Annotated in this window: 24 protein-coding genes and 2 pseudogenes; 19 read left to right on the plus strand and 7 right to left on the minus strand. The window is 70.8% G+C overall.

Translation table 11 applies throughout. The features are described from left to right. Nucleotides 1-132: 132 nt before the first annotated feature. On the minus strand, nucleotides 133-1,800 hold the full coding sequence (locus ACFYO5_RS19045) for a fumarate hydratase (protein ID WP_356566094.1): 1,668 nt from the start codon (nucleotides 1,798-1,800) through the stop codon (nucleotides 133-135). Between the two features lie 189 nt (nucleotides 1,801-1,989). Here ACFYO5_RS19045 and ACFYO5_RS19050 point away from each other — a divergent pair, with 189 nt between their 5' ends. Continuing rightward, entirely contained in the window at nucleotides 1,990-2,679 is a 690-nt protein-coding gene (locus ACFYO5_RS19050) for a DUF1707 domain-containing protein (RefSeq protein ID WP_388709927.1), read from the plus strand. 104 nt (nucleotides 2,680-2,783) lie between these two features. Further along, nucleotides 2,784-3,158 (plus strand): WhiB family transcriptional regulator, encoded by a 375-nt coding sequence (locus ACFYO5_RS19055; protein ID WP_356566097.1) that lies wholly within the window; start codon nucleotides 2,784-2,786, stop codon nucleotides 3,156-3,158. A gap of 143 nt (nucleotides 3,159-3,301) precedes the next feature. Here ACFYO5_RS19055 and glpX read toward each other — a convergent pair whose 3' ends face one another. Beyond that, a complete protein-coding gene (gene glpX / locus ACFYO5_RS19060; protein ID WP_388709929.1) occupies nucleotides 3,302-4,336 on the minus strand; it encodes a class II fructose-bisphosphatase in 1,035 nt (344 codons plus the stop codon). 124 nt (nucleotides 4,337-4,460) lie between these two features. Here glpX and ACFYO5_RS19065 point away from each other — a divergent pair, with 124 nt between their 5' ends. After that, complete coding sequence (locus tag ACFYO5_RS19065) at nucleotides 4,461-4,997, plus strand: DUF4245 domain-containing protein (RefSeq protein WP_388709931.1); 537 nt, start codon at nucleotides 4,461-4,463, stop codon at nucleotides 4,995-4,997. 102 nt (nucleotides 4,998-5,099) lie between these two features. On the opposite strand, the gene ACFYO5_RS19070 is transcribed toward ACFYO5_RS19065, so the two are convergent. The 3 genes from ACFYO5_RS19070 to xseA form a co-directional block, all read right to left on the minus strand. Beyond that, nucleotides 5,100-5,690 (minus strand): malonic semialdehyde reductase, encoded by a 591-nt coding sequence (locus tag ACFYO5_RS19070; RefSeq protein WP_388709933.1) that lies wholly within the window; start codon nucleotides 5,688-5,690, stop codon nucleotides 5,100-5,102. 153 nt (nucleotides 5,691-5,843) lie between these two features. After that, nucleotides 5,844-6,068, minus strand: a complete 225-nt coding sequence (locus tag ACFYO5_RS19075; RefSeq protein ID WP_356566103.1) for an exodeoxyribonuclease VII small subunit — start codon at nucleotides 6,066-6,068, stop codon at nucleotides 5,844-5,846. After that, on the minus strand, nucleotides 6,065-7,288 hold the full coding sequence (xseA, locus tag ACFYO5_RS19080; protein WP_356566105.1) for an exodeoxyribonuclease VII large subunit: 1,224 nt from the start codon (nucleotides 7,286-7,288) through the stop codon (nucleotides 6,065-6,067). Before xseA ends, ACFYO5_RS19075 begins: the two co-directional genes overlap by 4 nt. A 99-nt stretch (nucleotides 7,289-7,387) precedes the next feature. On the opposite strand from xseA, the gene ACFYO5_RS19085 reads away from it, so the two are divergent. Next, nucleotides 7,388-8,413, plus strand: a complete 1,026-nt coding sequence (locus ACFYO5_RS19085; protein WP_356566107.1) for a 4-hydroxy-3-methylbut-2-enyl diphosphate reductase — start codon at nucleotides 7,388-7,390, stop codon at nucleotides 8,411-8,413. Nucleotides 8,414-8,442: 29 nt separating this feature from the next. After that, nucleotides 8,443-9,192 carry a polyphosphate--glucose phosphotransferase gene (gene ppgK / locus ACFYO5_RS19090; RefSeq protein ID WP_388709936.1) on the plus strand — a complete coding sequence of 250 codons (750 nt, stop codon included), beginning with the start codon at nucleotides 8,443-8,445 and terminating at the stop codon, nucleotides 9,190-9,192. A gap of 87 nt (nucleotides 9,193-9,279) precedes the next feature. Here the strand turns inward: ppgK and ACFYO5_RS19095 are convergent, their stop codons facing one another. Further along, on the minus strand, nucleotides 9,280-9,666 hold the full coding sequence (locus tag ACFYO5_RS19095; RefSeq protein ID WP_388709938.1) for a DUF6542 domain-containing protein: 387 nt from the start codon (nucleotides 9,664-9,666) through the stop codon (nucleotides 9,280-9,282). Nucleotides 9,667-10,123: 457 nt separating this feature from the next. Between ACFYO5_RS19095 and ychF the strand changes: the two genes are divergently transcribed. The 7 genes and pseudogenes from ychF (at nucleotide 10,124) to ACFYO5_RS19130 (ending at nucleotide 13,639) form a co-directional block, all read left to right on the plus strand. Continuing rightward, nucleotides 10,124-11,212 (plus strand): redox-regulated ATPase YchF, encoded by a 1,089-nt coding sequence (gene ychF / locus ACFYO5_RS19100; protein ID WP_388709940.1) that lies wholly within the window; start codon nucleotides 10,124-10,126, stop codon nucleotides 11,210-11,212. A 302-nt stretch (nucleotides 11,213-11,514) separates the two neighbouring features. After that, nucleotides 11,515-11,664 (plus strand): annotated as a pseudogene (locus ACFYO5_RS19105) (IS1380 family transposase); the annotation flags it as partial. Further along, nucleotides 11,652-11,891, plus strand: coding sequence for a hypothetical protein (locus tag ACFYO5_RS19110; protein WP_388709942.1), 240 nt, complete (start codon nucleotides 11,652-11,654; stop codon nucleotides 11,889-11,891). The pseudogene ACFYO5_RS19105 and the gene ACFYO5_RS19110, both read left to right, overlap by 13 nt. A gap of 38 nt (nucleotides 11,892-11,929) precedes the next feature. Next, on the plus strand, nucleotides 11,930-12,196 hold the full coding sequence (locus ACFYO5_RS19115; protein WP_388709944.1) for a hypothetical protein: 267 nt from the start codon (nucleotides 11,930-11,932) through the stop codon (nucleotides 12,194-12,196). Nucleotides 12,197-12,470: 274 nt separating this feature from the next. Further along, nucleotides 12,471-12,668: an LxmA leader domain family RiPP gene (locus tag ACFYO5_RS19120; RefSeq protein WP_388709946.1), complete on the plus strand. Its 198-nt coding sequence runs from the start codon at nucleotides 12,471-12,473 to the stop codon at nucleotides 12,666-12,668. A gap of 164 nt (nucleotides 12,669-12,832) precedes the next feature. Then, entirely contained in the window at nucleotides 12,833-13,276 is a 444-nt protein-coding gene (locus ACFYO5_RS19125; RefSeq protein WP_388709948.1) for a M16 family metallopeptidase, read from the plus strand. 60 nt (nucleotides 13,277-13,336) lie between these two features. Next, nucleotides 13,337-13,639, plus strand: coding sequence for an insulinase family protein (locus ACFYO5_RS19130; protein ID WP_388710427.1), 303 nt, complete (start codon nucleotides 13,337-13,339; stop codon nucleotides 13,637-13,639). Here the strand turns inward: ACFYO5_RS19130 and ACFYO5_RS19135 are convergent. Then, nucleotides 13,605-13,769: a hypothetical protein gene (locus ACFYO5_RS19135; RefSeq protein ID WP_388709950.1), complete on the minus strand. Its 165-nt coding sequence runs from the start codon at nucleotides 13,767-13,769 to the stop codon at nucleotides 13,605-13,607. The two genes, ACFYO5_RS19130 and ACFYO5_RS19135, sit on opposite strands and share 35 nt — an antisense overlap. A gap of 362 nt (nucleotides 13,770-14,131) precedes the next feature. Between ACFYO5_RS19135 and ACFYO5_RS19140 the strand changes: the two are divergent. The 7 genes and pseudogenes from ACFYO5_RS19140 to ACFYO5_RS19170 all read left to right on the plus strand — a co-directional run. After that, nucleotides 14,132-14,530, plus strand: a pseudogene (locus ACFYO5_RS19140) (hypothetical protein); the annotation flags it as partial. 215 nt (nucleotides 14,531-14,745) lie between these two features. Then, nucleotides 14,746-15,402 (plus strand): hypothetical protein, encoded by a 657-nt coding sequence (locus tag ACFYO5_RS19145; protein ID WP_356566401.1) that lies wholly within the window; start codon nucleotides 14,746-14,748, stop codon nucleotides 15,400-15,402. 3 nt (nucleotides 15,403-15,405) lie between these two features. Further along, complete coding sequence (locus ACFYO5_RS19150; RefSeq protein ID WP_388709952.1) at nucleotides 15,406-20,091, plus strand: putative T7SS-secreted protein; 4,686 nt, start codon at nucleotides 15,406-15,408, stop codon at nucleotides 20,089-20,091. Nucleotides 20,092-20,095: 4 nt separating this feature from the next. Then, entirely contained in the window at nucleotides 20,096-20,494 is a 399-nt protein-coding gene (locus ACFYO5_RS19155; protein ID WP_388709954.1) for an Imm7 family immunity protein, read from the plus strand. 330 nt (nucleotides 20,495-20,824) lie between these two features. After that, complete coding sequence (locus ACFYO5_RS19160) at nucleotides 20,825-22,063, plus strand: DUF4190 domain-containing protein (protein WP_388709956.1); 1,239 nt, start codon at nucleotides 20,825-20,827, stop codon at nucleotides 22,061-22,063. Nucleotides 22,064-22,210: 147 nt separating this feature from the next. Further along, a complete protein-coding gene (locus ACFYO5_RS19165) occupies nucleotides 22,211-22,963 on the plus strand; it encodes a GntR family transcriptional regulator (protein ID WP_356566125.1) in 753 nt (250 codons plus the stop codon). 418 nt (nucleotides 22,964-23,381) lie between these two features. After that, nucleotides 23,382-23,549: an SPOR domain-containing protein gene (locus ACFYO5_RS19170; protein ID WP_356566127.1), complete on the plus strand. Its 168-nt coding sequence runs from the start codon at nucleotides 23,382-23,384 to the stop codon at nucleotides 23,547-23,549. Nucleotides 23,550-23,570 lie beyond the last annotated feature (21 nt).

A 23,570-nucleotide genomic window follows, 5' to 3' on the forward strand; every position in this document is an offset into this window, starting at 1 on the left:
GGGCCGCTGCTCGTCCCGGAGGACGCGTACCCGGACGCCCGGTGGATGCCCGGCAACCCGGTCCCGGAGTCGGCGCCGGGCGAAGTCGGCGGCGGCGGAGGCCGTGATCCACTCCCACCGCCACCGAAGGCGCTACGCCAGCCCGGGCCCTCGCACGGGGATCGACGTGAAGGTCGGCGCCGGGGCGGGATCCTGGAAGAAGTCGTTGCCCTTGTCGTCCACGACGATGAACGCCGGGAAGTCCTCGACCTCGATCTTCCAGACGGCCTCCATGCCGAGTTCCTCGTACTCGACGACCTCGACCTTCTTGATGCAGTCCTGCGCGAGCCGGGCCGCCGGGCCGCCGATGGAGCCCAGGTAGAAGCCGCCGTGCGCGTCACACGCCTTGGTGACCTGCGCCGACCGGTTGCCCTTCGCCAGCATCACCTTGGAGCCGCCCGCCGCCTGGAACTGCTCGACGTAGGAGTCCATCCGCCCCGCGGTGGTCGGCCCGAACGACCCCGACGCGTAGCCCGCGGGCGTCTTCGCCGGCCCGGCGTAGTACACCGGGTGGTCCTTGAGGTACTGCGGCATCTCCTCGCCCGCGTCCAACCGCTCCTTGATCTTGGCGTGCGCGATGTCGCGCGCCACGACGAGCGGCCCGGACAGGGACAGCCGGGTCTTCACGGGGTACTTGGTCAGCTCGGCGAGGATGTCGTCCATCGGCTGGTTGAGGTCGATGCGCACGACGTCCCCGTCCGACTCCAGGTGCTCGTCCGTCGTGTCCGGCAGGAACCGCGCCGGGTCGGTCTCCAGCTGCTCCAGGAAGACGCCCTCGGCGGTGATCTTCGCGACGGCCTGGCGGTCGGCGGAGCACGACACCGCGATGGCGACGGGGCAGGAGGCCCCGTGCCGCGGAAGCCGCACGACCCGCACGTCGTGGCAGAAGTACTTGCCGCCGAACTGCGCGCCGATGCCGATCCGCTGCGTCAGCTCGAAGACCTTCTCCTCCAGCTCCTTGTCGCGGAAGCCGTGCCCGAGCGGCGAGCCCTCGGCGGGGATCTCGTCGAGGTAGTGCGCGGAGGCGTACTTGGCGGTCTTCAGCGCGTACTCGGCGGAGGTGCCGCCGACCACGATCGCCAGGTGGTACGGCGGGCAGGCGGCCGTACCGAGGGAGCGGATCTTCTCCTCCAGGAACTTCATCATGGAGCCCTCGTTGAGGACGGCCTTCGTCTCCTGGTAGAGGAAGGACTTGTTGGCGCTGCCGCCGCCCTTCGCCATGAAGAGGAACTTGTAGGCGCCGCCGTCGGTGGCGTACAGCTCGATCTGGGCCGGGAGGTTGGAGCCGGTGTTCTTCTCCTCCCACATGGTGAGGGGGGCCATCTGCGAGTAGCGCAGGTTCAGGTTCAGGTAGGCGTCGTAGATGCCGCGCGAGAGGGCCGCCTCGTCGCCGCCCTCCGTGAGCACGTTCTGTCCGCGCTTGCCCATGACGATGGCGGTGCCGGTGTCCTGGCACATGGGGAGCACGCCGGCGGCCGCGATGTTCGCGTTCTTGAGCAGGTCCAGGGCGACGAACTTGTCGTTGCCCGACGCCTCGGGGTCGTCGATGATGCGGCGCAGCTGTGCGAGGTGGGCCGGGCGCAGGTAGTGCTGGATGTCGTGGACGGCCTCCTCGGCGAGCTTGCGCAGCGCCTCCGGCTCCACCTTGAGGAAGGTCCGCCCGTCGGCCTCGAAGGTGGAGACACCCTCGGAGGTCACCAGCCGGTAGGGGGTGGTGTCCTCTCCCATGGGGAGCAGATCGGTGTACGCGAACTCAGGCATCTCGCCCATTCCTCACTCGACAGACAGCACGGCCGGCCTCCATTGGCAAGCGTCCACCAGCGTAGAACCTGCGACGGACGACGAGCTTGTGAGGTAAGGCTCAGTTCTCCTGGGGCAAGCCTCGGATCCGCGCCGATCGGCCCGCGAGGGGGGGTATCGCGATCTATCGTGTTTCGGTACGCTGCTCCCGTGGACCTTCAGAAGCAGACCGAACCCCTTGCCGCGGTGGGCGAGTTGCGCGCCTCGGACGCCGACCGCGACCGCATCGCCGACATCCTGCGAGAGGCTCTCGCCGAGGGGCGTCTCACCGCCGACGAGCACGCCGAGCGCGTCGAGGGCGTGCTGGCCGCCAGGACGGTCGGCGAGCTGGACGCGTTCATCCGGGACCTGCCCGCCGCGCACCAGCGGCCCGCCTCGCCGCGCATGCCGGCCCCCAACCGCCCCACGGCCGGCGCGATCCCCGCCGACCCGGACGACAACCTGGTCGCGGTGTTCAGCGCCTCGGTCCGCAGGGGCCGCTGGCGCGCGGGCCGCCGTATCCACGCGTATGCGATCTTCGGCAGTGTCGAGATCGACCTGAGCGAGGCGCTGTTCGAGTACCAGCAGGTCGTCATCAAGGCGGTCTCGGTCTTCGGCAACGTCGAGATCCTGGTGCCGGAGAACGTGTCGCTGCGCGGCACCGGCGGCGGCGTCCTCGGCAACTTCGAGGTGGACACCCTCGACTCCCCCGACCCCGACGCCCCGGTCGTCTACGTCGACGGCTGGTCCGTGCTCGGCAACGTCGAGGCCCGGCCCCAGCGCGGCAAGGTGGTCGCCGACATCCTCGACCGGGTCCACCGCAAGGTCGACAGGAGTCTGCGCAAGCACCTGGAGCGTTGACGGTCGTGATCCGGCGGTTCGGGACTCAGTGCATAGGCGCGCGCACAGCGGGTAGGCCTTGCTGCATCGTCTCTCGCTCCCGAAGCCGTCGTCAGGAGTAGACCGTGCTGCAATCGCCGCATTCGTCCCAGGTCGCTGCCGTGCCGGCCCAGCGGGTGCCCGTGCGAGACAGGGACCAAGACGCGCCATGGCACACCGAAGCGGTGTGCCGGCGCGACGAGGCAGGCCTGTTCTTCGCCCCCTCCAAGGAGCCCACCGCGGCCCGGTTGTCGCGCGAGGAGGCGGCCAAGCGGGTCTGCGCGCGTTGCCCGGTCATGGTGGAGTGCCGGGAACACGCCCTGCTGCAACCGGAGCCGTACGGCGTCTGGGGCGGCCTCACCGCGGCGGAGCGCCGAGTGGTCCTGGCCCGCCGCCGCCGACGGGACGTGGAGCTGAAGAAGGCGACCAGGCCGACGGACCGCATAGCGGCGGCCGGCTAGAGCCGGAGCCCAGCCGAAGGAGGGCGCCCCCACCGCACCGGGGGCGCCCTCCTCGGCGTGCCGGGCCCGCCGCACCCCGAGGAGTGCGAGCGGCCCCTGCTCGGCCCGCGCGTCGCAGCCGGAGAGGTGCGAGCGACCGGCCCCTACTTGGCCCGGTCGAAGTCGATGGCGCTGTAGGCCCGCAACTTGCTCAGCCGGTGCTCGGAGTCGATCCTGCGCACCGTCCCGGACTTCGACCGCATCACGATCGAATCGGTGACCGCGGTCTCCGACCGGTACCGCACCCCCCGCAGCAACTCCCCGTCCGTGATGCCGGTGGCGACGAAGAAAACGTTCTCCCCGGTCACCAGGTCCTCGGTGGTCAGCACGCGGTCGAGGTCGTGCCCGGCGTCGATCGCCCGCTGCCGCTCCTCGTCGTCCTTGGGCCACAGCTTGCCCTGGATGGTGCCGCCCAGGCACTTCACGGCGCAGGCCGAGATGATGCCCTCCGGGGTGCCGCCGATGCCGAGGAGGAGGTCGACGCCGGTGCCCTCGCGCAGCGCGAGGATGGATCCGGCGACGTCACCGTCGGAGATGAGCTTGATGCGGGCGCCGGTCTGGCGGATCTCGTCGATGATCCCCGCGTGCCGCGGCCGGTCCAGGATGACGACGGTGACGTCCTCCGGGGTGGCCCGCTTGGCCTTGGCGACCCGGCGGATGTTCACCGACACCGGGGCGTCGATGTCGACGAAGTCGGCGGCGTCGGGGCCGGTGACCAGCTTGTCCATGTAGAACACGGCGGAAGGGTCGAACATGGCGCCGCGCTCGGTGGCCGCGAGGACGGCGATCGCGTTCGGCATGCCCTTGGCCGTCAGCGTGGTGCCGTCGATCGGGTCGACGGCGATGTCGACCTCGGGCCCGGTCCCGTCACCGACGCGCTCGCCGTTGAAGAGCATCGGGGCCTCGTCCTTCTCACCCTCGCCGATGACGACGACGCCGTTCATCGAGACGGTGGAGACGAGGGTGCGCATGGCGCGCACCGCGGCACCGTCGGCGCCGTTCTTGTCGCCGCGTCCCACCCAGCGGCCCGCGGCCATGGCGGCGGCTTCGGTCACCCGGACCAGTTCGAGGGCGAGGTTGCGGTCGGGGGCCTCGGAGGGGACATCGAGTTCGGACGGCAGATGATGATGCTCGGTCATCGGAGCGCACCTTTCTGATACGACGACGGCCGGATGAGGGTTCGACTCGACTCTATCGTCCGTACGACAAAATGAGCAGGGGACCCCACGGATGAGCGCACCCGGCACCTGCGACGATAGGGGCGTGGCAGGTTCGAAAGGCAAGACGCAGAAGACCCAGACGGTCCGGGACATGGTGCTCTCCCTGGGGCTGATCATGGTCGCCGCTCTGGTGATGTACTTCTTCATCCCGCACGACGACAGCGCCGCTCCCGACGTGAAGCGGGTCGACTACCGCGTGGAGCTGCTCACGGCGCGCCGCGCGGCCTCGTACCCGGTGGCCGCGCCCGAGGGTCTGTCCTCGGGCTGGAAGGCGACCTCGGTGCGCTTCGACGGCGCCGCGTTCGACGCCTGGCACCTCGGCTTCCACGCCCCCGACGGTGAGTACGTGGCGGTGGAGCAGTCGACTCAGAAGCGCGCGCGGTTCATCGACGAGGCGAGCCAGGGCGCCCGGGAGACGAAGGTCACCGAGGAGATCGGGGGCCGCACCTGGACCCACTACACCGGCGGCCGTTACGACGCCCTGGTCCTGGAGGGCACCGACGGCGCCACCACGGTCGTCACCGGGACGGCGTCGTTCGCCCAGCTGGCGAAGATGGCGGGCGCGTTGAAGGTGGCGTGAGGCCCCCGAAGGCCCCGAGCACGGCGAAGGCACCCGGCGGATCCGCCGGGTGCCTTCGGTCATCAGGTGCGTGGCTCATCGGGCACGCGGGAGTGCCGCGTCTCAGACGGTGGTGACGACCTGGTCGTACGGCAGACGCGGGGAGCGCGGGTAGGAGGCGCCCTCGCCCGGCTTGCCGATGTTGACGACAACCAGCGGGGTGTGGTCGTCGTCCAGGAACTCCTTGCGGACACCCTGGGCGTCGAAGCCGGTCATCGGGCCGGCGGCGAGACCGGCGGCGCGGATGCCGACGATGAAGTACGCGGCCTGGAGGGCGGCGTTCAGCATGGCGGAGCCCTCCCGGGCCGGGCGCTCGGCGAAGAAGACGTCCTTGGCCTGCGGGAACGCCGGGAACAGGGTCGGCAGCTCCTCGTGGAACTCGTTGTCCGCGGAGAGGATCGCGACCAGCGGGGCGGCGGCCGTCTTGGCCTGGTTGCCCTCGGCCATGTGCTGCACGAGGCGCTCGCGGGCCTCGGCGGAGCGGACCAGGGTGATGCGCAGCGGGGTCTGGTTGAAGGCGGTGGGGCCGAACTTGACCAGGTCGTAGATCGCCTGGACCTGCTCCTCCGTCACCGGCTCGTCGGTGAAGGTGTTCGCGGTGCGGGCCTCGCGGAACAGCAGGTCCTGGGCGGCGGGGTCAAGAACGAGAGACATGTGTGATCTTCCTCGGGTGCGCGTCCGGAACCCGGAACGCCGGGCCGGCTGACCCGCTCGACAGTACGGGACAGAACTTCAACATTCAACAAAACCCGGAGTGCCGGTGACCCGCCTCACACCGCACCCGCACCCGAAGCCGCGCTGCCGCGCCTACTCCTCCTCCGTCACCGCCGCCTCCTCGGCGAGGGCCGCGTCCAGCCGGGCCCGCGCGCCCTCCAGCCACCGCCGGCACACCTTGGCCAGCTCCTCCCCGCGCTCCCACAGCGCCAGGGACTCCTCCAGCGTCGTACCCCCCGCCTCCAGACGGCGTACGACCTCGATCAGCTCGTCGCGCGCCTGCTCGTACCCGAGGGCCTCGTCCGTCTTGCTCGTCATGCACCCGATCCTTGCTCGTCGACTCGAACGGTGAACTGACCCGCGGCGACCCGCGCCCGGAGCCCCTCGCCCGGCGTCACCTCGCCGGGGTCCCGGACCACGTGGCCGTCGTCCTTCTGGAGCACCGCGTACCCCCGCCGCAGCGTCGCCGCCGGGGAGAGGCCGACCACGCGCGCGTGCGTGTGCGCCAGCTCGGAGTCGGCTCGGTCCAGGAGATGCCCGAGCGTCCGCCGGGCGCGGTCGGCCAGCGAGGAGACGTGGTCCGCGCGCTCGTCGATCATCCGGTGCGGATCCTGTATCACCGGCCGTCCGAGCGCGTGGCCGAGCCCGCGCTCCTCACGCTCCACGAAGGCCTCCACGCACCTCCTGGCCCGACCGCGCAGCATCCGCACCCGCTCCAGCTCCTCGCCGACGTCCGGCACCACCTTCTTCGCCGCGTCGGTGGGCGTGGAGGCCCGCAGGTCGGCCACGTGGTCCAGCAGCGGGTTGTCGGGCTCGTGCCCGATCGCCGACACCACCGGCGTGCGGCAGGCGGCGACCGCCCGCACCAGCTGCTCGTCGGAGAACGGCAACAGATCCTCGACGCTGCCGCCCCCGCGCGCGACGATGATCACGTCCACGTCCTCCCGGGCGTCCAGCTCCTTCACGGCCTGGACGACCTGCGGTACGGCGTGCACGCCCTGGACGGCGACATTGCGCACCTCGAAGCGGACGGCGGGCCAGCGGTGCCGGGCGTTCTCCAGCACGTCCCGCTCCGCGGCCGAGGCCCGCCCGCACACCAGCCCGATGAGCTGCGGCAGAAAGGGCAGCGCCCGCTTCCGCTCGGTGGCGAACAACCCCTCCGCCGCCAGGGACCGCTTCAGCTGCTCCAGCCGGGCCAGCAGCTCCCCGACACCCACCGGCCGTATCTCGACGGCCCGCAACGACAGCTGCCCGCGCGGGGCGTACCACTCCGGCTTGGCGTGCACGACGACGCGCGCGCCCTCGCCGACCACGTCCGCGACCGCGTCGAAGACCTGCCGGAAGCAGGTCACGCTCACGGAGATGTCGTGCGACGGGTCGCGCAGCGTCAGGAACACGACACCGGCGCCCGGGCGCCGCGACAACTGGGTGATCTGCCCCTCGACCCACACCGCGCCGAGCCGCTCGATCCACCCCCCGATGAGCCGCGAGACCTGGCCGACGGGCAGCGGAGCCTCGGCGGACGTATTGACAACCATGCCGCGAGGGTAGTGGCCCCCGCCGACAACGCCCGCGAGCGGCGGTCCCGCGGCCCCGCACGCGCGCGTGATCTCCGGGCCGTCCCACCCGGCCTTACGATGGGACGCATGACCGCTTCGTCTGGCCGCCGCGTCCTGCTCGCCGCCCCCCGGGGCTACTGCGCGGGTGTGGACCGCGCCGTGATCGCCGTCGAGAAAGCCCTGGAGCAGTACGGCGCTCCCGTCTACGTCCGCCACGAGATCGTCCACAACAAGTACGTCGTGCAGACCCTGGAGAAGAAGGGCGCCATCTTCGTCGAGCGGACGGAGGAGGTCCCGCCGGGCAACATCGTCATGTTCTCGGCGCACGGCGTCGCCCCGGTCGTCCACCAGGAGGCCGAGCGCGGCCGGCTGGCCACCATCGACGCGACCTGCCCGCTCGTCACGAAGGTGCACAAGGAAGCCGTCCGGTTCGCCGAGGACGACTACGACATCCTCCTGATCGGCCACGAGGGCCACGAGGAGGTCATCGGAACCTCCGGCGAGGCACCCGACCACATCCAGCTCGTCGACGGCCCCGAAGACGTCGCCAAGGTCGAGGTCCGCGACCCGTCCAGGGTCGTCTGGCTGTCGCAGACCACCCTCTCCGTCGACGAGACGATGGAGACCGTCGACGCCCTCAAGAACAAGTTCCCGCAGCTGATCTCCCCGCCCAGCGACGACATCTGCTACGCCACGCAGAACCGTCAGCTCGCGGTGAAGCAGATGGGCGCCGAGGCGGAGCTGGTGATCGTCGTCGGCTCCCGCAACTCCTCGAACTCCAAGCGGCTCGTCGAGGTCGCCAAGCTCGCCGGTGCCCGCGAGGCGTACCTGGTGGACTTCGCGAGCGAGATCGAGGAGGCGTGGCTGGAGGGGGTCACGACGGTCGGTGTCACCTCCGGCGCCTCCGTCCCCGAGGTCCTCGTCGAGGAGGTCCTCGGCTGGCTCACCGAGCGCGGGTTCGGCGACGTGGAACTGGTGAAGGCCGCCGACGAGCACATCACCTTCTCGCTGCCCAAGGAACTCCGCCGCGACCTGCGCGAGGAGGCCGCCGCGCTGGTGGCCGGGCGGGGCGGCAGCGGTCCGGCGGCGACCTCGGGCACGTGACCGTCAGTCCGCCGTCGTAACGTGGAGCCATGCAGATCTTCGGCGTGGACATCGGTGGATCCGGGATCAAGGGCGCCCCTGTGGACCTGGACAGGGGCGACCTGGCCCAGGAGCGCTTCAAGGTGCTCACCCCGCACCCGGCGACGCCCGACGGCGTGGCCGACGGCGTGCGGCAGGTGGTCGAGAACTTCGGCTGGACGGGACCGGTCGGCCTGACCTTCCCGGGCGTGGTCACCGGCGGCTCCACGATCCGTACGGCGGCCAACGTCGACAAGGGCTGGATCGACACGGACGCGCGTGCCCTGTTCAGCGAGCGGCTCGGCGGACTGCCGGTGACGGTGGTCAACGACGCCGACGCGGCGGGTGTCGCCGAGGTCGCCTTCGGCGCCGGCCGCGACCGCCGGGGCACGGTCATCCTCCTCACCTTCGGCACCGGCATCGGCAGCGCCGTCTTCGTGGACGGCGTCCTCGTCCCCAACACCGAGCTGGGCCACCTGGAACTGCACGGCCACGACGCGGAGAAGCGCGCCTCCAGCAAGGCCAAGGAGGACGGCGACCTGACGTGGGAGCAGTGGGCGCACCGCGTCCAGAAGTACCTCGCGCACGTCGAGATGCTCTTCTCTCCCGAGCTGTTCATCATCGGCGGCGGCGTCAGCCGCAAGTCGGAGAAGTTCCTGCACTTCATCGACGGCATCAAGGCGGAGGTCGTCCCGGCTCAGCTCCAGAACAACGCGGGCATCGTGGGCGCGGCGATGCGGGCGGCGAAGCAGGGCGGGTAGCAGGATCGGCCGCGGACCGGCACCGGGGACCGGCCGCGGACCGGCCGCGGACCGGTCGCGGATCTGTCTCGCGAGCGGGGGCCGCGGCTATCGGCGGGCGGCGGTCCGGCGCCGGGTCATCAGGACCACCCGGCGCACCAGCACGGTCAGTGCGGCCAGCAGCGTCCCGCCGTACAGCCAGCCCACCTGGGTGGCCAGGGCGGTGGCCAGCGACATCAGCCGGGCGCCGAACCCGTCACCGCCCTGGGCCAGCGGCAGAATGCCCAGGGCGAAGGCGATCGGTACCACGACGGGCGCGGCGAACAGCTCGGCCCGGCGCACCCACAGCCCGCACAGCACGCACACCGGCAGGAACAGCACCCCGTACGCCGTCGGCGAGCCGCCCAGCAGCAGGCGGTCGAGCCAGCCGAGCGCCGGCATCAGCAGCGCGCCGAACAGGCCGGTGCCGAGGCCGGTGAGCCGGGGATTCGGCATCCGCCTGCGCCGGACCGCCGCCGGGGGCGGGAGGGACGTGGGGGCGCGGGCCGGTTTCGACGACCGCGGCGCGCGGCCGGTCGGCGGCGGCGTACCGGGGCCGGAGCCGGGACCCGAGCCGGTACCGGAGCCGGTACCGGAGCCACGTGGCGCGTTCGCCCGGCCGGCGCGCACCGGACCGTGCCCGCGGCGGGCCTCGCCGGCCCCGCCGCGGCCGGGCTGCGGAGGCAGGGGCGGGGTGCCGCGCCGCGTTCCGTTCTGCGGGGGTCGCGTCCTGTGTTGCTCCACCGTTCCAACCTAGGTCGGTCCAGGTGCCGAATCGGGCGCGGGACACGCCGGAGGGGCGACCCCGGCCGCGCGTTCGACAGGTCCGCCGGGGCGGGCGCGGGCACGCCGTAAACTGGTGGATCGGCCAGCCCTCTGGCCCCCTGGCCCTCTCACTACGGGAAGTCGCAACGTGTCGCTCACGATCGGAATCGTCGGTCTGCCGAATGTCGGCAAGTCGACCCTGTTCAACGCCCTGACCAAGAACGACGTGCTGGCGGCCAACTACCCGTTCGCCACGATCGAGCCGAACGTGGGCGTCGTGGGCGTTCCCGATGCCCGGCTCGCCAAGCTCGCCGAGATCTTCGGCTCGCAGCGGATCCTCCCGGCGACGGTCGACTTCGTCGACATCGCGGGCATCGTGCGCGGTGCGTCCGAGGGTGAGGGCCTGGGCAACAAGTTCCTGGCGAACATCCGCGAGTCCGACGCGATCTGCCAGGTCATCCGCGCCTTCAAGGACGAGAACGTCGTGCACGTGGACGGCAAGGTCTCGCCGAAGGACGACATCGAGACGATCAACACCGAGCTGATCCTCGCCGACCTGCAGACCGTCGAGAAGGTCCTTCCCCGCCTCCAGCGGGAATCGCGCATCAAGAAGGACATCGTTCCCAAGGTGAAGGCCGTCGAGGAGGCGAAGGAGATCCTGGAGAGGGGCGACACGCTCTTCTCGCAGGGCATCGTCCAGGGCACCGAGCGCAACGAACCCCTGCACGACCTGCACCTGCTCACCACCAAGCCCTTCCTCTACGTCTTCAACGTCGACGAGGACGAACTGGTCGACGAGGACTTCAAGGACGCGCAGCGGGCCCTGGTCGCCCCCGGCGAGGCCATCTTCCTCAACGCCAAGCTGGAGTCGGACCTCGCCGAGCTGGACGAGGAGGACGCCATGGAGCTGCTGGAGTCGGTCGGCGCCGAGGAGCCCGGTCTCGCCACCCTCGCCCGCGTCGGCTTCGCCACCCTCGGCCTCCAGACCTACCTGACGGCCGGCCCCAAGGAATCCCGCGCCTGGACGATCAAGCAGGGCGCCACCGCCCCCGAGGCCGCCGGCGTCATCCACACCGACTTCCAGAAGGGCTTCATCAAGGCGGAGGTCATCTCCTTCGCCGACCTGGTGGAGACCGGCTCGGTGGCCGAGGCCCGCGCCAAGGGCAAGGCCCGCATGGAGGGCAAGGACTATGTGATGCAGGACGGGGATGTGGTGGAGTTCCGCTTCAACGTGTAGCGGGTGACTTGGCACCACTTCGCTGATCTGGCAAACATGCAGGTCAATAGGGGTCTGGCTCACCGGGGTCAGGCCCCTTGATTTTTACCGTGCTGGATAGGTGCTGGATTTCCTGACCTGTCGTCACCTGTCATCACCCCTGCTCATCCCTACCGTGCTGGATTCGAGCTGGGCAGGGGGTGGGGGTGCCCGTGCTGGGGCGTGTGCTGTCCAGAGCCTGGCCTGCGGCCAGCAGTTGCTCGTGCCCCGTGTCCGCCTTCGTTCACGCGGCGGGGGTGATGGCGCTCCGTCTTGCGAGTGGCAAACTCGAGCTCCGTCACCGGCTGCGGGCTCGGGTCGAGGACCGTATCCGGGCTGCCCGCGCGACGGGCTTGCGGAACCTGCCCCTGCACGACACCGCGCAGAACAAGGTCAGGCTGGAGATCGTCCAGATCGCGTCATGCTGGACACCATGATGGTGGACCGCGCGCAGCAGCTCATGGTCGCCACCCACACCATCGTGGACGGCGGGCCGCCCGAGACCACCCAGCACGTCATTCGGTACGCGTTCCCGCTGGCTATCGACCTGCTGGCCGAATTGTCGGGGCTGAAACTCGTCGAACGCTGGGCCGGATGGCACCAGCAGCCCTACACGGCAATCAGCCAGCGGCATGTCTCGGTCCACGAACGGGTAAATTGATATCCGCACGGCGCGATGCGCGGAATCTAGGGAGGAACATGATCGAGGGAATATCGGGTGCCCTCGCGGTCGGTGTGTCGACAGCGCTCGGCGTCGCCAGCGACCGCACCATGAAGAAGCGGAAACAAGCTTTCTGGGACCAGTACGGATCCTACGAGGGATTCCGGAGCCAGGTCGACGAGGAGCGTATCCGGGAAGTCCGCAGGGAGCGTGGGGACCTGACCGCCATGAAGACGGTCCGTGACGCATTCCCCTATGTCCCGCTTCCCGTGGCGAAGCGTTACGTGGACGAGCTGCCCGCCTAGGGCGGCACCTGCCGGCGGGTACGGCAGCGGTGTGAGGGGGCGGGGCCAGGTGGCCCCGCCCCCTTCTCGCAATATTTGATTCCGCTCCGCCGGGAGCCCCGCACATGCAGGCAGAAAGGCCCTGGGGTCACGCCCGCAGAATTATGGCAAAATTTTCGCCGGTCGATTGGTGAGCCATTTATTTTCCAGCGCTGGATTACCCCCGGAAGTCCGTGTAGGCATTATCTCGAAGGCGGAAACAGTCCGCCGAATGCAGTTCTCAAGAGGAGCCACTGTGAACACCGCGGACAACCTGATGGCCGGCTACGCGACGTACACCTCCGCGGACGAGATCGCCGCGTTCCAGGACGGCGGCGCGCCGGAGATCAGCCCGGTCAGCTACTCCGTCGCCCTGTCCATCGTCGAGTCGTCCTACGCCTGCAGCGCGGGCATCAGCATGAGCGTCGGTGTCGCCGTCGGAAAGGGCTGCTGAGCCCACCGCCACGTACGAGCGTGACCCCGGCCGGTTCGGTGCCCCGAACCCCCAGGGCGCCGGACCGGCGGAACGTGGGGCGCCCGCCCCGCGGGCACCGGGCCTCACGGCGCGAACCGCGAAACTCCGCGACACCGCGAACACCGACAGGAGGGTCCCGCCCCATGCGGCACCTGACACTGGACAACGGCCTCAGGGTGGTGCTCGACGCACGCTCCGGAGCCCCGGTCACCGGGGTGGCCGTCCACTACGGGATCGGCTTCCGCGGCGAGCCCGCCGGACGCAGCGGCTTCGCCCACCTCTTCGAGCACCTGATGTTCCAGGGAAGCGCCCACGTCGCCCAGGGCGAGCACTTCTCCCACGTCCAGGCGTCCGGCGGAGCCGCCGGCGGATCGACCCACCAGGACTACACCGACTTCTACCAAGTCGCGCCCGCGGCGGCGCTGGAACGCCTGCTGTTCCTGGAGTCCGACCGGATGGCGGGGCTGCGCCTGACCGAGGACAACCTCGACACGCAGCTGCGGGTGGTCAAGGAGGAGATCCTCACCAACGTCACCCACCGCCCCTACGGCGGCTTCCCCTGGACCGTCCTGCCCGGCGTCCTCTAAGAGTCGTTCGCCAACGGCCACAACGGCTACGGCGACCTGCGGAACCTCGAACGGGCCACGATCCGCGAGTGCGCGGCCTTCCACGAGGCGTACTACGCGCCCTCCAACGCCGTCCCGACGGTCTGCGGCGGCTTCGACCCGGACCGGACGGCGGAACTGGTGCAGTGGTACTTCGGCCGGATCCCCGGCCGCCCAACCGCCCCCTGCCCCAACTCGGCGAGCCGGCGCCGGACACCGAGCACTGCGGTACGCACCAGGACGGACACGCCCCGCTGCCCGCGCTCGCCCTCGGCCACCGGATGCCCGCCCCGGGCCGTGAACTGCCCGCCTACGTCGCGCACATGGTGCTGTCGGCGCTGCTGACCGGCACCGAACGGTCGATGCTGGCCCGCCGGCTGGTCACGGGCACCCAGCTCGCCACCGGCGTGCGCTCGGGCTGCGGCTTCTTCGGCCCGCTCCAGGCACGCGATCCCGACACCTTCCAACTGGTCATCACCTGGATGCGCCCGGCCCTGGCGAGGTGCCGTCAGCACGTCGCTCTGGTCCGGACGCATCGAGGTCCTGCTCGATCTCCGCTTCAACGTGTAGGAGCGGACCCATCACGTCGCCTTCGTCACACGCGCAGGACAGCGGGGCTCGACTCGTCGGAGTCGAGCCCCTGGCTCTTTCCCGTGCCGGGACGGGGCCGGCGTTCCTGCTGGGTTGGGCGTGCTTCCGGACGAGCTGCCGCACGGGAGTTGGCTTTTCTCAGCCTGCCGGGAATGGTAGGGCGTTGTGGCCGGGAACCGTCGGACCGGGCTGGAACGTGGTGTCCTGGGAAGGCTCGTTGTTGTCGATGCCGGGGAGGCAGGGAAATTGCGTGACGGGGCTGCGCTCGCCGGACGTATTGCTGACCGGCGGGCCGGAACGGGGGATGCGCGGGCGCTCCTGGGGGAGTTGAGGCGGGCCAGGATGCTCGTGCCGCTGGACGGCGGCGGGCTGTGGACGGGGCACTTCGGCGGTGTGCGCTGGGTGTTCGCGTTCACCGGTGAGGAGGCCCTCGCCCGGTTCGCGCGTTCGAGGGCGCCGGGGTCGGGGAGCGACCAGGACGGAGCGCGGCCCTGGGAGTTCGCCGAACTGCTCGGCGCCCGGCTGCTCGACGAGATCATTCCGGCGATGGGCGAACCCGCGGGCATCGCCGTCGACGTCGCGGACCCCGACGGGTCCATGCTCTTCCCGCCCGCCCCGGGGATCGTCCCGGACGCCGCCGCCGTCGTCACGCCGGACGAACTCGCCGACGCGACCCGGGCGACCGACGCGACCCGGGCGACCGACACGACGCGGGCGACCGAAGGGCCCCGGGCGACCGAAGGGCCCCGGCCGACCCAAGCGACCCAAGCGACCCAAGCGGCCCAAGCGACCCACGGGGCCCACCCGACCCACGCGGCCCACCCGACCCACGGGACCGACACGACCTCAGGGGGTGCCGCCTGATGGGCGACGGGGCGAAGGATCTCGGTGTCGACCACTACACCGTGCAGCGGCTCACCCAGGGCATTCGCAACGCGGTCGGTGAGCTGAAGGAGATCGGGACGAGCACCGGAGCGGTGCTCGGCAAGGGCTTCTCCGAACTGGCGATGACCGGCATGGAAGCCGGACACCACGGTCTCTCCGTGGACTTCGAGGACTTCTCCGAGCGGTGGGAGTGGGGCGTACGCGCGTTGATCCACGACGCCAACGCCATCGCGGCGAAACTCGGCCTGGCCGCGGGTGTGCTGTGGGAGGAGGACCAGTACGTCCAGAGTTCGCTGAAGTTCGGCGTCAACTCGATCACCGGCGGCAGCCCGTACGCCTCCGAGGAGGACATCGCCCAGCAGGACTGGGGCGACGTGTTCACACCGGACGCGCTGAACCCGGACTGGAGCGGCGAGTCGTGGGACCGCGCCGGTGACGAGATGGCCCAGACCTGGAAGGACACCGGGCGCGCGCTGGTCACCGAGGGACAGGGCGGCGAGCAGTCGCGGCGGCTCAACGACCTCTTCGGCATCGACCAGGAACAGTTCGACAGGGCCGTCGACGACACCTTCGGGCCGTCGCCCGAGGAGCGGGCCCAACAGCAGGAGCAGACCGACGGCGGGGGTAACTGACGTATGGGCATCGGGGATCTTGTCAGCGACCTCACGCCGGATGTCGTCGAGGACGCGGTCGAGGACGGCGTCGAGTGGGTCGGCAACCGGGTGGAGGACGCCGGGAACTGGACGGCGGACCGGCTCGATGACGTCGGCTGGGAGTCCGGTGCGGACTGGGTGCGCGAGCAGTCGCGTTCCGTGGCGAACCGGATGGGCGCCGAGGTCGACGAGATGGATCTCGGGCAGACCGAGGACAAGACCAAGCTCATCTACGGCTCGCCGGGCAAGTTGCGCACCACCGCGTCCCACCTGCGTGACTTCACGGATTCGTTCAACGACGTCGGGCTCGGTCTGGAAGGGCTCGACTCGGAGTCTTTGCAGGGTCAGGCGGCGGACGCGTTCCGCAAGACGGTGAAACTGGAACCGCCCAAGTGGTACAAGGGCGCGGACGCGTTCGAGGGGGCGGCGAAGGCGCTGGAGTCGTTCGCGGACACGGTGACCTGGGCGCAGGGCCAGGCGCAGTCGGCGATCGACAAGTGGAAGGAGGGCACGAAGGCGTCGGCGGACGCCCTGGACGCGCACAAGAAGCAGGTCGACGACTACAACAGCGCCGTCGACAAGTACAACGCGATGCCCTCCGACAAGCGTGACCCCGCCACCCTGCCGGCGAAGCCGGGCGAGTTCTCCGACCCCGGCAAGGCGAAGATGCAGGAGGCGCAGGACATCCTCGCCGAGGCGCGCAGGCAGCGGAACTCCGCCGCCGAGACCGCCCGCGCAGCCGTGCGGACGGCCCGGGACGCGGCCCCGCCCAAGCCTTCCTACGGCGAACAGCTCAAGGACGGCCTCGACGAGTACGACCTGATGAAGACCCACTTCGCCATGGGCGCGGTCAAGGGCACCGCGGGCATCGCGAACTTCGTCCGGGGCCTCAACCCGCTGGACCCGTACAACATCACGCATCCGGCCGAGTACGCCACCAATCTCAACAGCACCGTCGCCGGCCTCGTCCAGGTCGCCAATGACCCCTGGGGCACCGGCAAGCAGATGCTGGACACCTTCATGAAGGACCCGGCGGAGGGGCTCGGCACGCTGGTGCCGGACGCGATCCTCACCGTCGCGACGGGTGGCGCCGGAGCCGGCGTGAAGGGCGTCAGGCTCACGGACGATTTGGCGGACGCCGCGAAGGCGCGCCGCGCCCGGGACCTCAGGGAGACCGTCCGCAGGGTCGACGGCAAGCGGTGTGGCCGTGAACCCGTCGACTTCGCGACCGGCCGCATGTTCCTGCCGCAGGAGGACGTACTGCTGCCGGGCAGCCTGCCGCTGCTGTTCCGCAGGGACTTCGAGTCCTCGTACCGGGCGGGGCGCTGGTTCGGCGAAAGCTGGTCGTCGACGATCGACCAGCGCCTGACCGTCGACCCGATCGGTGTCGTCTTCCACGGCGAGGACAACCTGCTGGTCCCGTATCCGCACCCCGCCCCCGGCACGCCGGTGCTTCCCGAGGCGGGGCCGCGCTGGCCGCTGGAGCGGCACACCGACGGCACCTACACGCTCACCGACCCGGACACGGGCGTCGTCCGGCACTTTCTCGCCCCGCCCGGCGCCGAGCCCGGAGACGACGGCTCCGCGCCGCTCGCCGAGATCGCCGACCCCCACGGGCGCACCATCATCGCCGAGTACGACGAGGAGGGCGCCCCGCTGGCCCTCACCCACTCGGGTGGCTACCGCCTCACGTTCACCACGGAGAACCGCCGGATCACCTCGCTGAGTCTCGGCGACACCGAGATCGTCGGATACGGATACAGCGAGGAGGGCCATCTCACCGAGGTCACCAAGTCCTCCGGCATCCCCACCCGGTTCGACTACGACACGGAAGGCCGCATCGCCGCCTGGACCGACACGAACGGCTCCAGCTACAGCTTCGTGTACGACGGCAGGGACAGGTGCGTGTCTCAGACCGGTGCCGAGGGGCATCTGGGCTCGGAGTTCCACTACAGCGACCCGCACCCCGACACCGGTCTGACCACCACCACGGTCACCGACTCCCTCGGCCACACCTGGCGCTACACGGTCAACAGCCACCTCCAGGTCGTCGCCGAGACCTGGCCCGGGGGCGCGACGATCCGGTACGCCTACGACCGCGACGACCGACTGCTGTCCCGTACCGACCCTCCGCCGCGAGCGGGGGGATCCGCAGGCGCGCGCACCGAGTTCCGCTGGGACGACGAGGGCCGTCTCGTCTCGACGACCCGCCCCGACGGCAGTGTGCAGACGGCGGTCTACGGCATGGGCGGCCGCCCGGTCGAGCTGGTCCAGCCGGGCGGGCTGCGCTGGAAGCAGGAGTTCGACGAACGCGGCAACCGGGTGGCGGTCACCAACCCCGCCGGGCGCACCACCCGCTACACCCATGACGCGCTCGGCCACGTCACCTCGGTCACCGACCCGCTCGGCGCCACGACCCTGCTGCGCCACAACGCGGCGGGCCTCCTCATGACGCAGACGGCCCCGGACGGCGGTACGACATCGTACGTGCGCGACGCCTTCGGCCGGGTCACCGAGCGCACCGGACCGAGCGGCGGCACCACCCGCTTCGAGTGGACCCCCGAGGGCCGGCTCGCGCGGTTCACGGGCCCGGACGGCGCCGTGGAGTCGTGGACGTACGACGGCGAGGGCAACTGCCTCAGCCACACCGACCCCGAGGGCCGCACCACGACCTTCGAGTACACCCACTTCGACCTGCTCACGGCCCGCACCGACCCGGACGGCACCCGCCACGAGTTCACGCACGACACGGAGCTGCGCCTCACCGAGGTCAGGAATCCGCTGGGCCTGCGGTGGGGTTACACCTACGACCCGGTCGGCAACCTCGTGGCCGAGACCGACTTCGACGGGCGCACAGTCGCCTACGACGTCGACCCGCTCGGCCGGGTGCTGGCCCGCCGTGACCCGCTCGGCTCGACCGTCCGTTACGAGCGGGACGTGCTCGGCCGGGTCGTCCGCAAGGACGCCGGCGGTGCCGTGACGACGTACGAGTACGACGCCGCGGATCGGCTGCTGCGGGCCGTCGGTCCCGACGCGGAGCTGTCGTACGCGTACGACCGCAGGGGCCACGTCAAGACGGAGCTGGTCGACGGGCGCGCCCTGTCGTTCCGGTACGACGAGGCAGGACGCCGCACCCGGCGCGTCACCCCCAGCGGCCATGTCACCACGTACCGGCACGACAGCGCGGGCCGTGCCGCCGCGCTGACCGTCGCGGGCCACGACATCGTGTTCACGCGTGATGCCGTGGGGCGCGAACTGACCCGCAGCGTCGGGGAGACGCTGACGCTGACGTCGGACTGGGACGCCGCGGGCAGACTCACCGCCCAGGAGGTGGCGCGCGGCGGTCACCGCCTGAACCTGCGGACGTACGCGTACCGCGAGGACGGTCATCTCGTCGCGGTCGACGACGCCCTGCGCGGCCCGCGCCGCTTCGGGCTGGACGCGACGGGCCGGGTCACCGCCGTCACGGCCGACCGGTGGAGCGAGTCCTACGCGTACGACAGCGGCGGCAACAACGTCTCCGCCGCCTGGCCGGACCGCCACGCCGGTGGCGACGCGCGCGGCGAGCGCTCCTACACCGGCACCCGGATCACGGAGGCCGGTGCCAACCGCTACGTGTACGACGACGCCGGCCGGCTGGTCCGCCGCTCGAAGACCCGGCTGTCGAGGAAGCGCGACGTGTGGACCTACGCGTACGACGCCGAGGACCGGCTCACGGAGGTGGGGACTCCGGACGGCACCGCGTGGCGCTACCGGTACGACCCGCTCGGCCGACGGATCGCCAAGGAGCGCATGGCGGCCGACGGCAGGACGGTGGCCGAGCGCACCCGCTTCGTCTGGGACGGTGCCGTGCTCGCGGAGCAGACCACGGAGATCCCCGGCGAGTTGCCCCACCACACCACGCTGAGCTGGGATTACGAGGGCCTGACCCCGGTCGCCCAGACCGAACGGCTCACCGACGCGGCCACCCGGCAGGAGATCGACGCGCGGTTCTTCGCGATCGCGACGGACCTCATCGGCACCCCCACCGAGTTGATCGACGAGGACGGGCGCATCGCCTGGCAGAGCCGCACCACGCTGTGGGGCATCACGACGTGGAACGCCGACGCGTCCGCGTACACACCGCTGCGCTTCCCCGGCCAGTACTTCGACCCGGAGACCGGCCTGCACTACAACCACCACCGCTACTACGACCCGCGGACGGCCCGGTACACCACGCCCGACCCGCTGGGTCTCGCGCCCGCGCCCAACCCGACGGCGTACGTGCACAACCCGCACCGGTTCAGCGATCCGCTGGGTCTCGCGCCGTACGAGGACAACGGAGGCCTCGGTGAACTCTTCGAGGTCAACAAACCCGACGCCGACGCGGACAAGCTGGCCGAGAAACTCGGCGGAGAACCCCGCAGGAGGTTCGCGAACGACCCGGACGGACGTGAGTTCGACGCGATCAGCGATGAGTACGTGGCCCAGGCGAAGCCCGCGGACTTCACCCTGAACAAGAAGTTCCGCAAACAGGCGCAAGCCACGTTCGAGGCGGCGATCCAGAGCGGCCGCACGCCGTACTTCCAGTTCGACGGACCGCCCGGACCAGGGGTGATCGATAAACTCGAGGAGTACGGACGCCGGTACGGCGTCGAGCCGGTGATCGATACGAATCCGCTGGAGTGAGGGCATGTACGAGTTCCATGGCTGGTTCGGTATCTCGGAGGACCCCTACGAGGACGACTCGCAGGCCCTGAAGGCGGGTGTCGAGGAGCTGCGTGAGCGGATCGGCGCCGTCCGGTGGTCCCCCAGCTGCAAGGTCGTGCTCGACGTCTTCAACGGGCTGGACGTCGTCACGGCCACCGGTCACACGAACCACGTCGGCTACGAGGCCGGGCAGTTGGACGAACTGGTGGCGTACATCGCGCGCCGCTTCCCCGGCTCGTGGGGGCTCCTCTACGACCGCTCCGACGACGGCGACCTCCCGAACGCCGACAACGCCTTCCGGGTGCGCGTCATGCGCAGGGGGATGGTCGAGGAGCGCCTGGATCCGTTCCTCTCGCCGTGCAATCCGGTGATCGAGGACTGACCGAAGGAGACCACGGTCCCGAAGTCGGCTCCGGGACACCGCAGACGGGCGGCCCCAGGGCTCCGCCCGGCCAGTCGGTGCCGCCGGGACCGGTGCGGCGGCACTGTGCTGCCGAGTGCTCGAAGGCCGCCGCGGCGGTCGGGCCGGGGGCGTGGAGCGTTGTCGGCGCCGCCCCGCCCACCGCCCGGATCGTCGTATTCGTACCGCGCATACCGCCCCCGCGGGTACCGCGCTTACCATGCGCCCAGTCGTACGTCAGTTCTGCATCGCCGTGTGCAGCCAGGTGCGGCCCGCCCCGACCGCCCCGTCTGATCCAGGAGCACGGTACTCGTGTCCATACCCCCGCCCCCCGGGCCGCAGCAGCCCCAGGACCCGTACGGGCCTCCCCAGCCGCAGGGTCCGGGCCCGTACCCGCAGCAGCCGTACGGCCCGCAGGCGCCCCAGGGACCCCAGGGGCCGTACGCCGGGGCGCCGTACGCGGTCTGGGGGCAGGGGTACATGCCCCTCAACCGGCCCGCGCCCGTCAACGGGATCGCGATCGCCGCCCTCGTCCTCGGCGTGCTGTGCTTCCTGCCGGCCGTCGGTCTGGTCCTCGGCGTCATCGCGCTGGTGCAGATCAGGAAGCGCGGGGAGCGCGGCACGGGCATGGCGATCGGCGGGGCCGTGCTGTCCTCTCTCGGACTCGCGCTGTGGGTGCTGATGCTGGCCACGGGGGGCGGGTCCTCGTTCTGGGAGGGCTTCAAGGAGGGCGTGAGCAGCAACTCCAGCCTCTCCCTGGTCCAGGGCGACTGCTTCGACGTGCCGGGCGACTCCATCGACGAGGACGTCTACGACGTCGACACGGTGGACTGCGCCGGTGCGCACGAGGGCGAGGTGTTCGGCACCGTCCGGCTGTCCGGCGGCAGTTACCCGGGCGACGACTACCTGGCGGACGAGGCCGAGGACAAGTGCTACACGCTCGAGACGCGGTACACGATGGACACCTGGACGCTGACCGACGAGATCGACGTCTACCACCTCACGCCCACCCGTGAGAGCTGGGAGTGGGGCGACCATCAGATCGTCTGCGTCTTCGCCCACACCGACGGGCAGTCCCGGCTGACGGGCTCGCTGCGCTCCGACGCCACGACGCTCACCGCGGACCAACTGGCCTTCCTGAAGGCGCTGAACGCCGTCGACGACGCGCTCTACGAGGAGCCGGAGGACTACGCCGAGGAGGACCTGGAGGCCAACAAGGCCTGGGCCGGCGATGTCGCGGAGGCGACCGCCGAGCAGGCCGGGGCGCTGGACGGGCACACCTGGCAGACCGGTGCCCGCCAGCCCGTCGCCGCCCTCGTGAAGGACATGGCCAAGGCGGGCAAGGCCTGGACGGCGGCGTCGACCGCCGCCGACGTGGACACCTTCTACGAGCACTACGACACCGCCTACGCGCACGTCGACGGCGCCGCGACGGTCACCGCCCGCAAGGCTCTGGGGCTGGCCACCACCCCGCCCACGTACGAGGACGACAGTGAGGGCGGGAGCACCGGTGGGAGCAGCCGGGGAAGTGACGACGGCCTTGACGTGTGATCGCGCCCATAGCGGGGAGAAACTCCCTGCGCAAAGCCCCTCCCCGGGATAAGTCATCACATCGAGTGATTCTCTGGCCTTTGCTTGCCGGGGACGACTGATGGTTGCCACCCTGTCGCTGTCTGTACAAGCTGATGGGAGCGGCCAGTGACATTCGGTGAGCAGCCTGCGTACCTGCGCGTCGCGGGCGATCTCCGCAAGCAGATCGTCGACGGCTCCCTGCCACCGCACGCCCGCCTGCCGTCCCAGGCCCGCATCCGCGAGGAGTACGGCGTCTCCGACACCGTCGCGCTGGAGGCGCGCAAGGTACTGATGGCCGAGGGCCTGGTCGAGGGCCGCTCCGGTTCGGGGACGTACGTGCGCGAGCAGCCCGTGCCACGCCGGATCGCCCGTTCCGGGTACCGCCCGGAGACCGGCGCGACCCCGTTCCGGCAGGAGCAGGCGGACGCGCGGGCGCGTGGCACCTGGGAGTCGGGCAGTGAGCAGGCCGAGGCCGGTCCGGGCGTCGCCGAGCGGTTGGCGATCAAGCCGGGCGACCGCGTGATGTGCACCAAGTACGTCTTCCGGGAGGCCGGTGAGACGATGATGCTCTCCACCTCCTGGGAGCCCCTCGCCGTCACCGGACGTACGCCCGTCATGCTGCCCGAGGAGGGGCCGCTCGGCGGCATGGGCGTGGTCGAACGCATGCGCGCCATCGACGTCATCGTGGACAACGTCACCGAGGAGGTCGGCGCCCGCCCCGGCCTCGCGGAGGAACTCCTCGCCCTGGGAGGCGTACCGGGCCATGTCGTCCTGGTCGTCCAGCGCACGTACTACGCCTCGGGCCGCCCGGTCGAGACGGCCGACGTGGTCATCCCCGCCGACCGCTACCGCGTCTCCTACCACCTGCCGGTGAGGTGACCGGGCCGTCCGCCCCGGTCCGGGAGCGGCGCATGGGGTGAGCCCGCGCACACCCGTGCGGTGGCGGCGCACACCCTCCCGGCAGTTGCCCCCGGAAACGGCCCGCCGCGAGGCTGTTCGCGAGCCGTCGGAATCCGGTCGTTTTCGCCCGTTCCCGCAGGTCGCCCGCAGGGTGCCCGGACGGCGCCCGGAGTGCGCCGACCGGAGGCATCGCGGTGCGGAGGCGGCGCGTTCGCTCCCGTGCGCCCCCTGCGGCTTGGCTGGTTGCGTACCTGTTGGTGAAAAGCCGTGTTCGCTCAGTAAAGGTTGGGCGTACGCTCGGGCATATGCGGATCGCGGTTTCCTCACAGGGCGGGACGCGCGTCGCGTCGCGGACGGCACCCGGCCGGGCCGGGGCGAGAAGGGGGCGTGGGGCGTGATGAACGACAGCACCGTCTCGCTGCCCTGGCTCGTCATACGCCAGGACGACAACGGCAACCGCTACCGCGTCGGCCGGTACGCGACCCGCGCCGAGGCCCAGAAGATCGCGGACAGCCTCGACAGCCGCGGACACAAGCAGCTCTACTGGGTCGAACACATCGGGTGACACGGCGGCGGCGGGCGGGAA

The sequence above is a fragment of the Streptomyces sp. NPDC006259 genome (genome assembly GCF_042870975.1).
Lineage (GTDB): Bacteria > Actinomycetota > Actinomycetes > Streptomycetales > Streptomycetaceae > Streptomyces.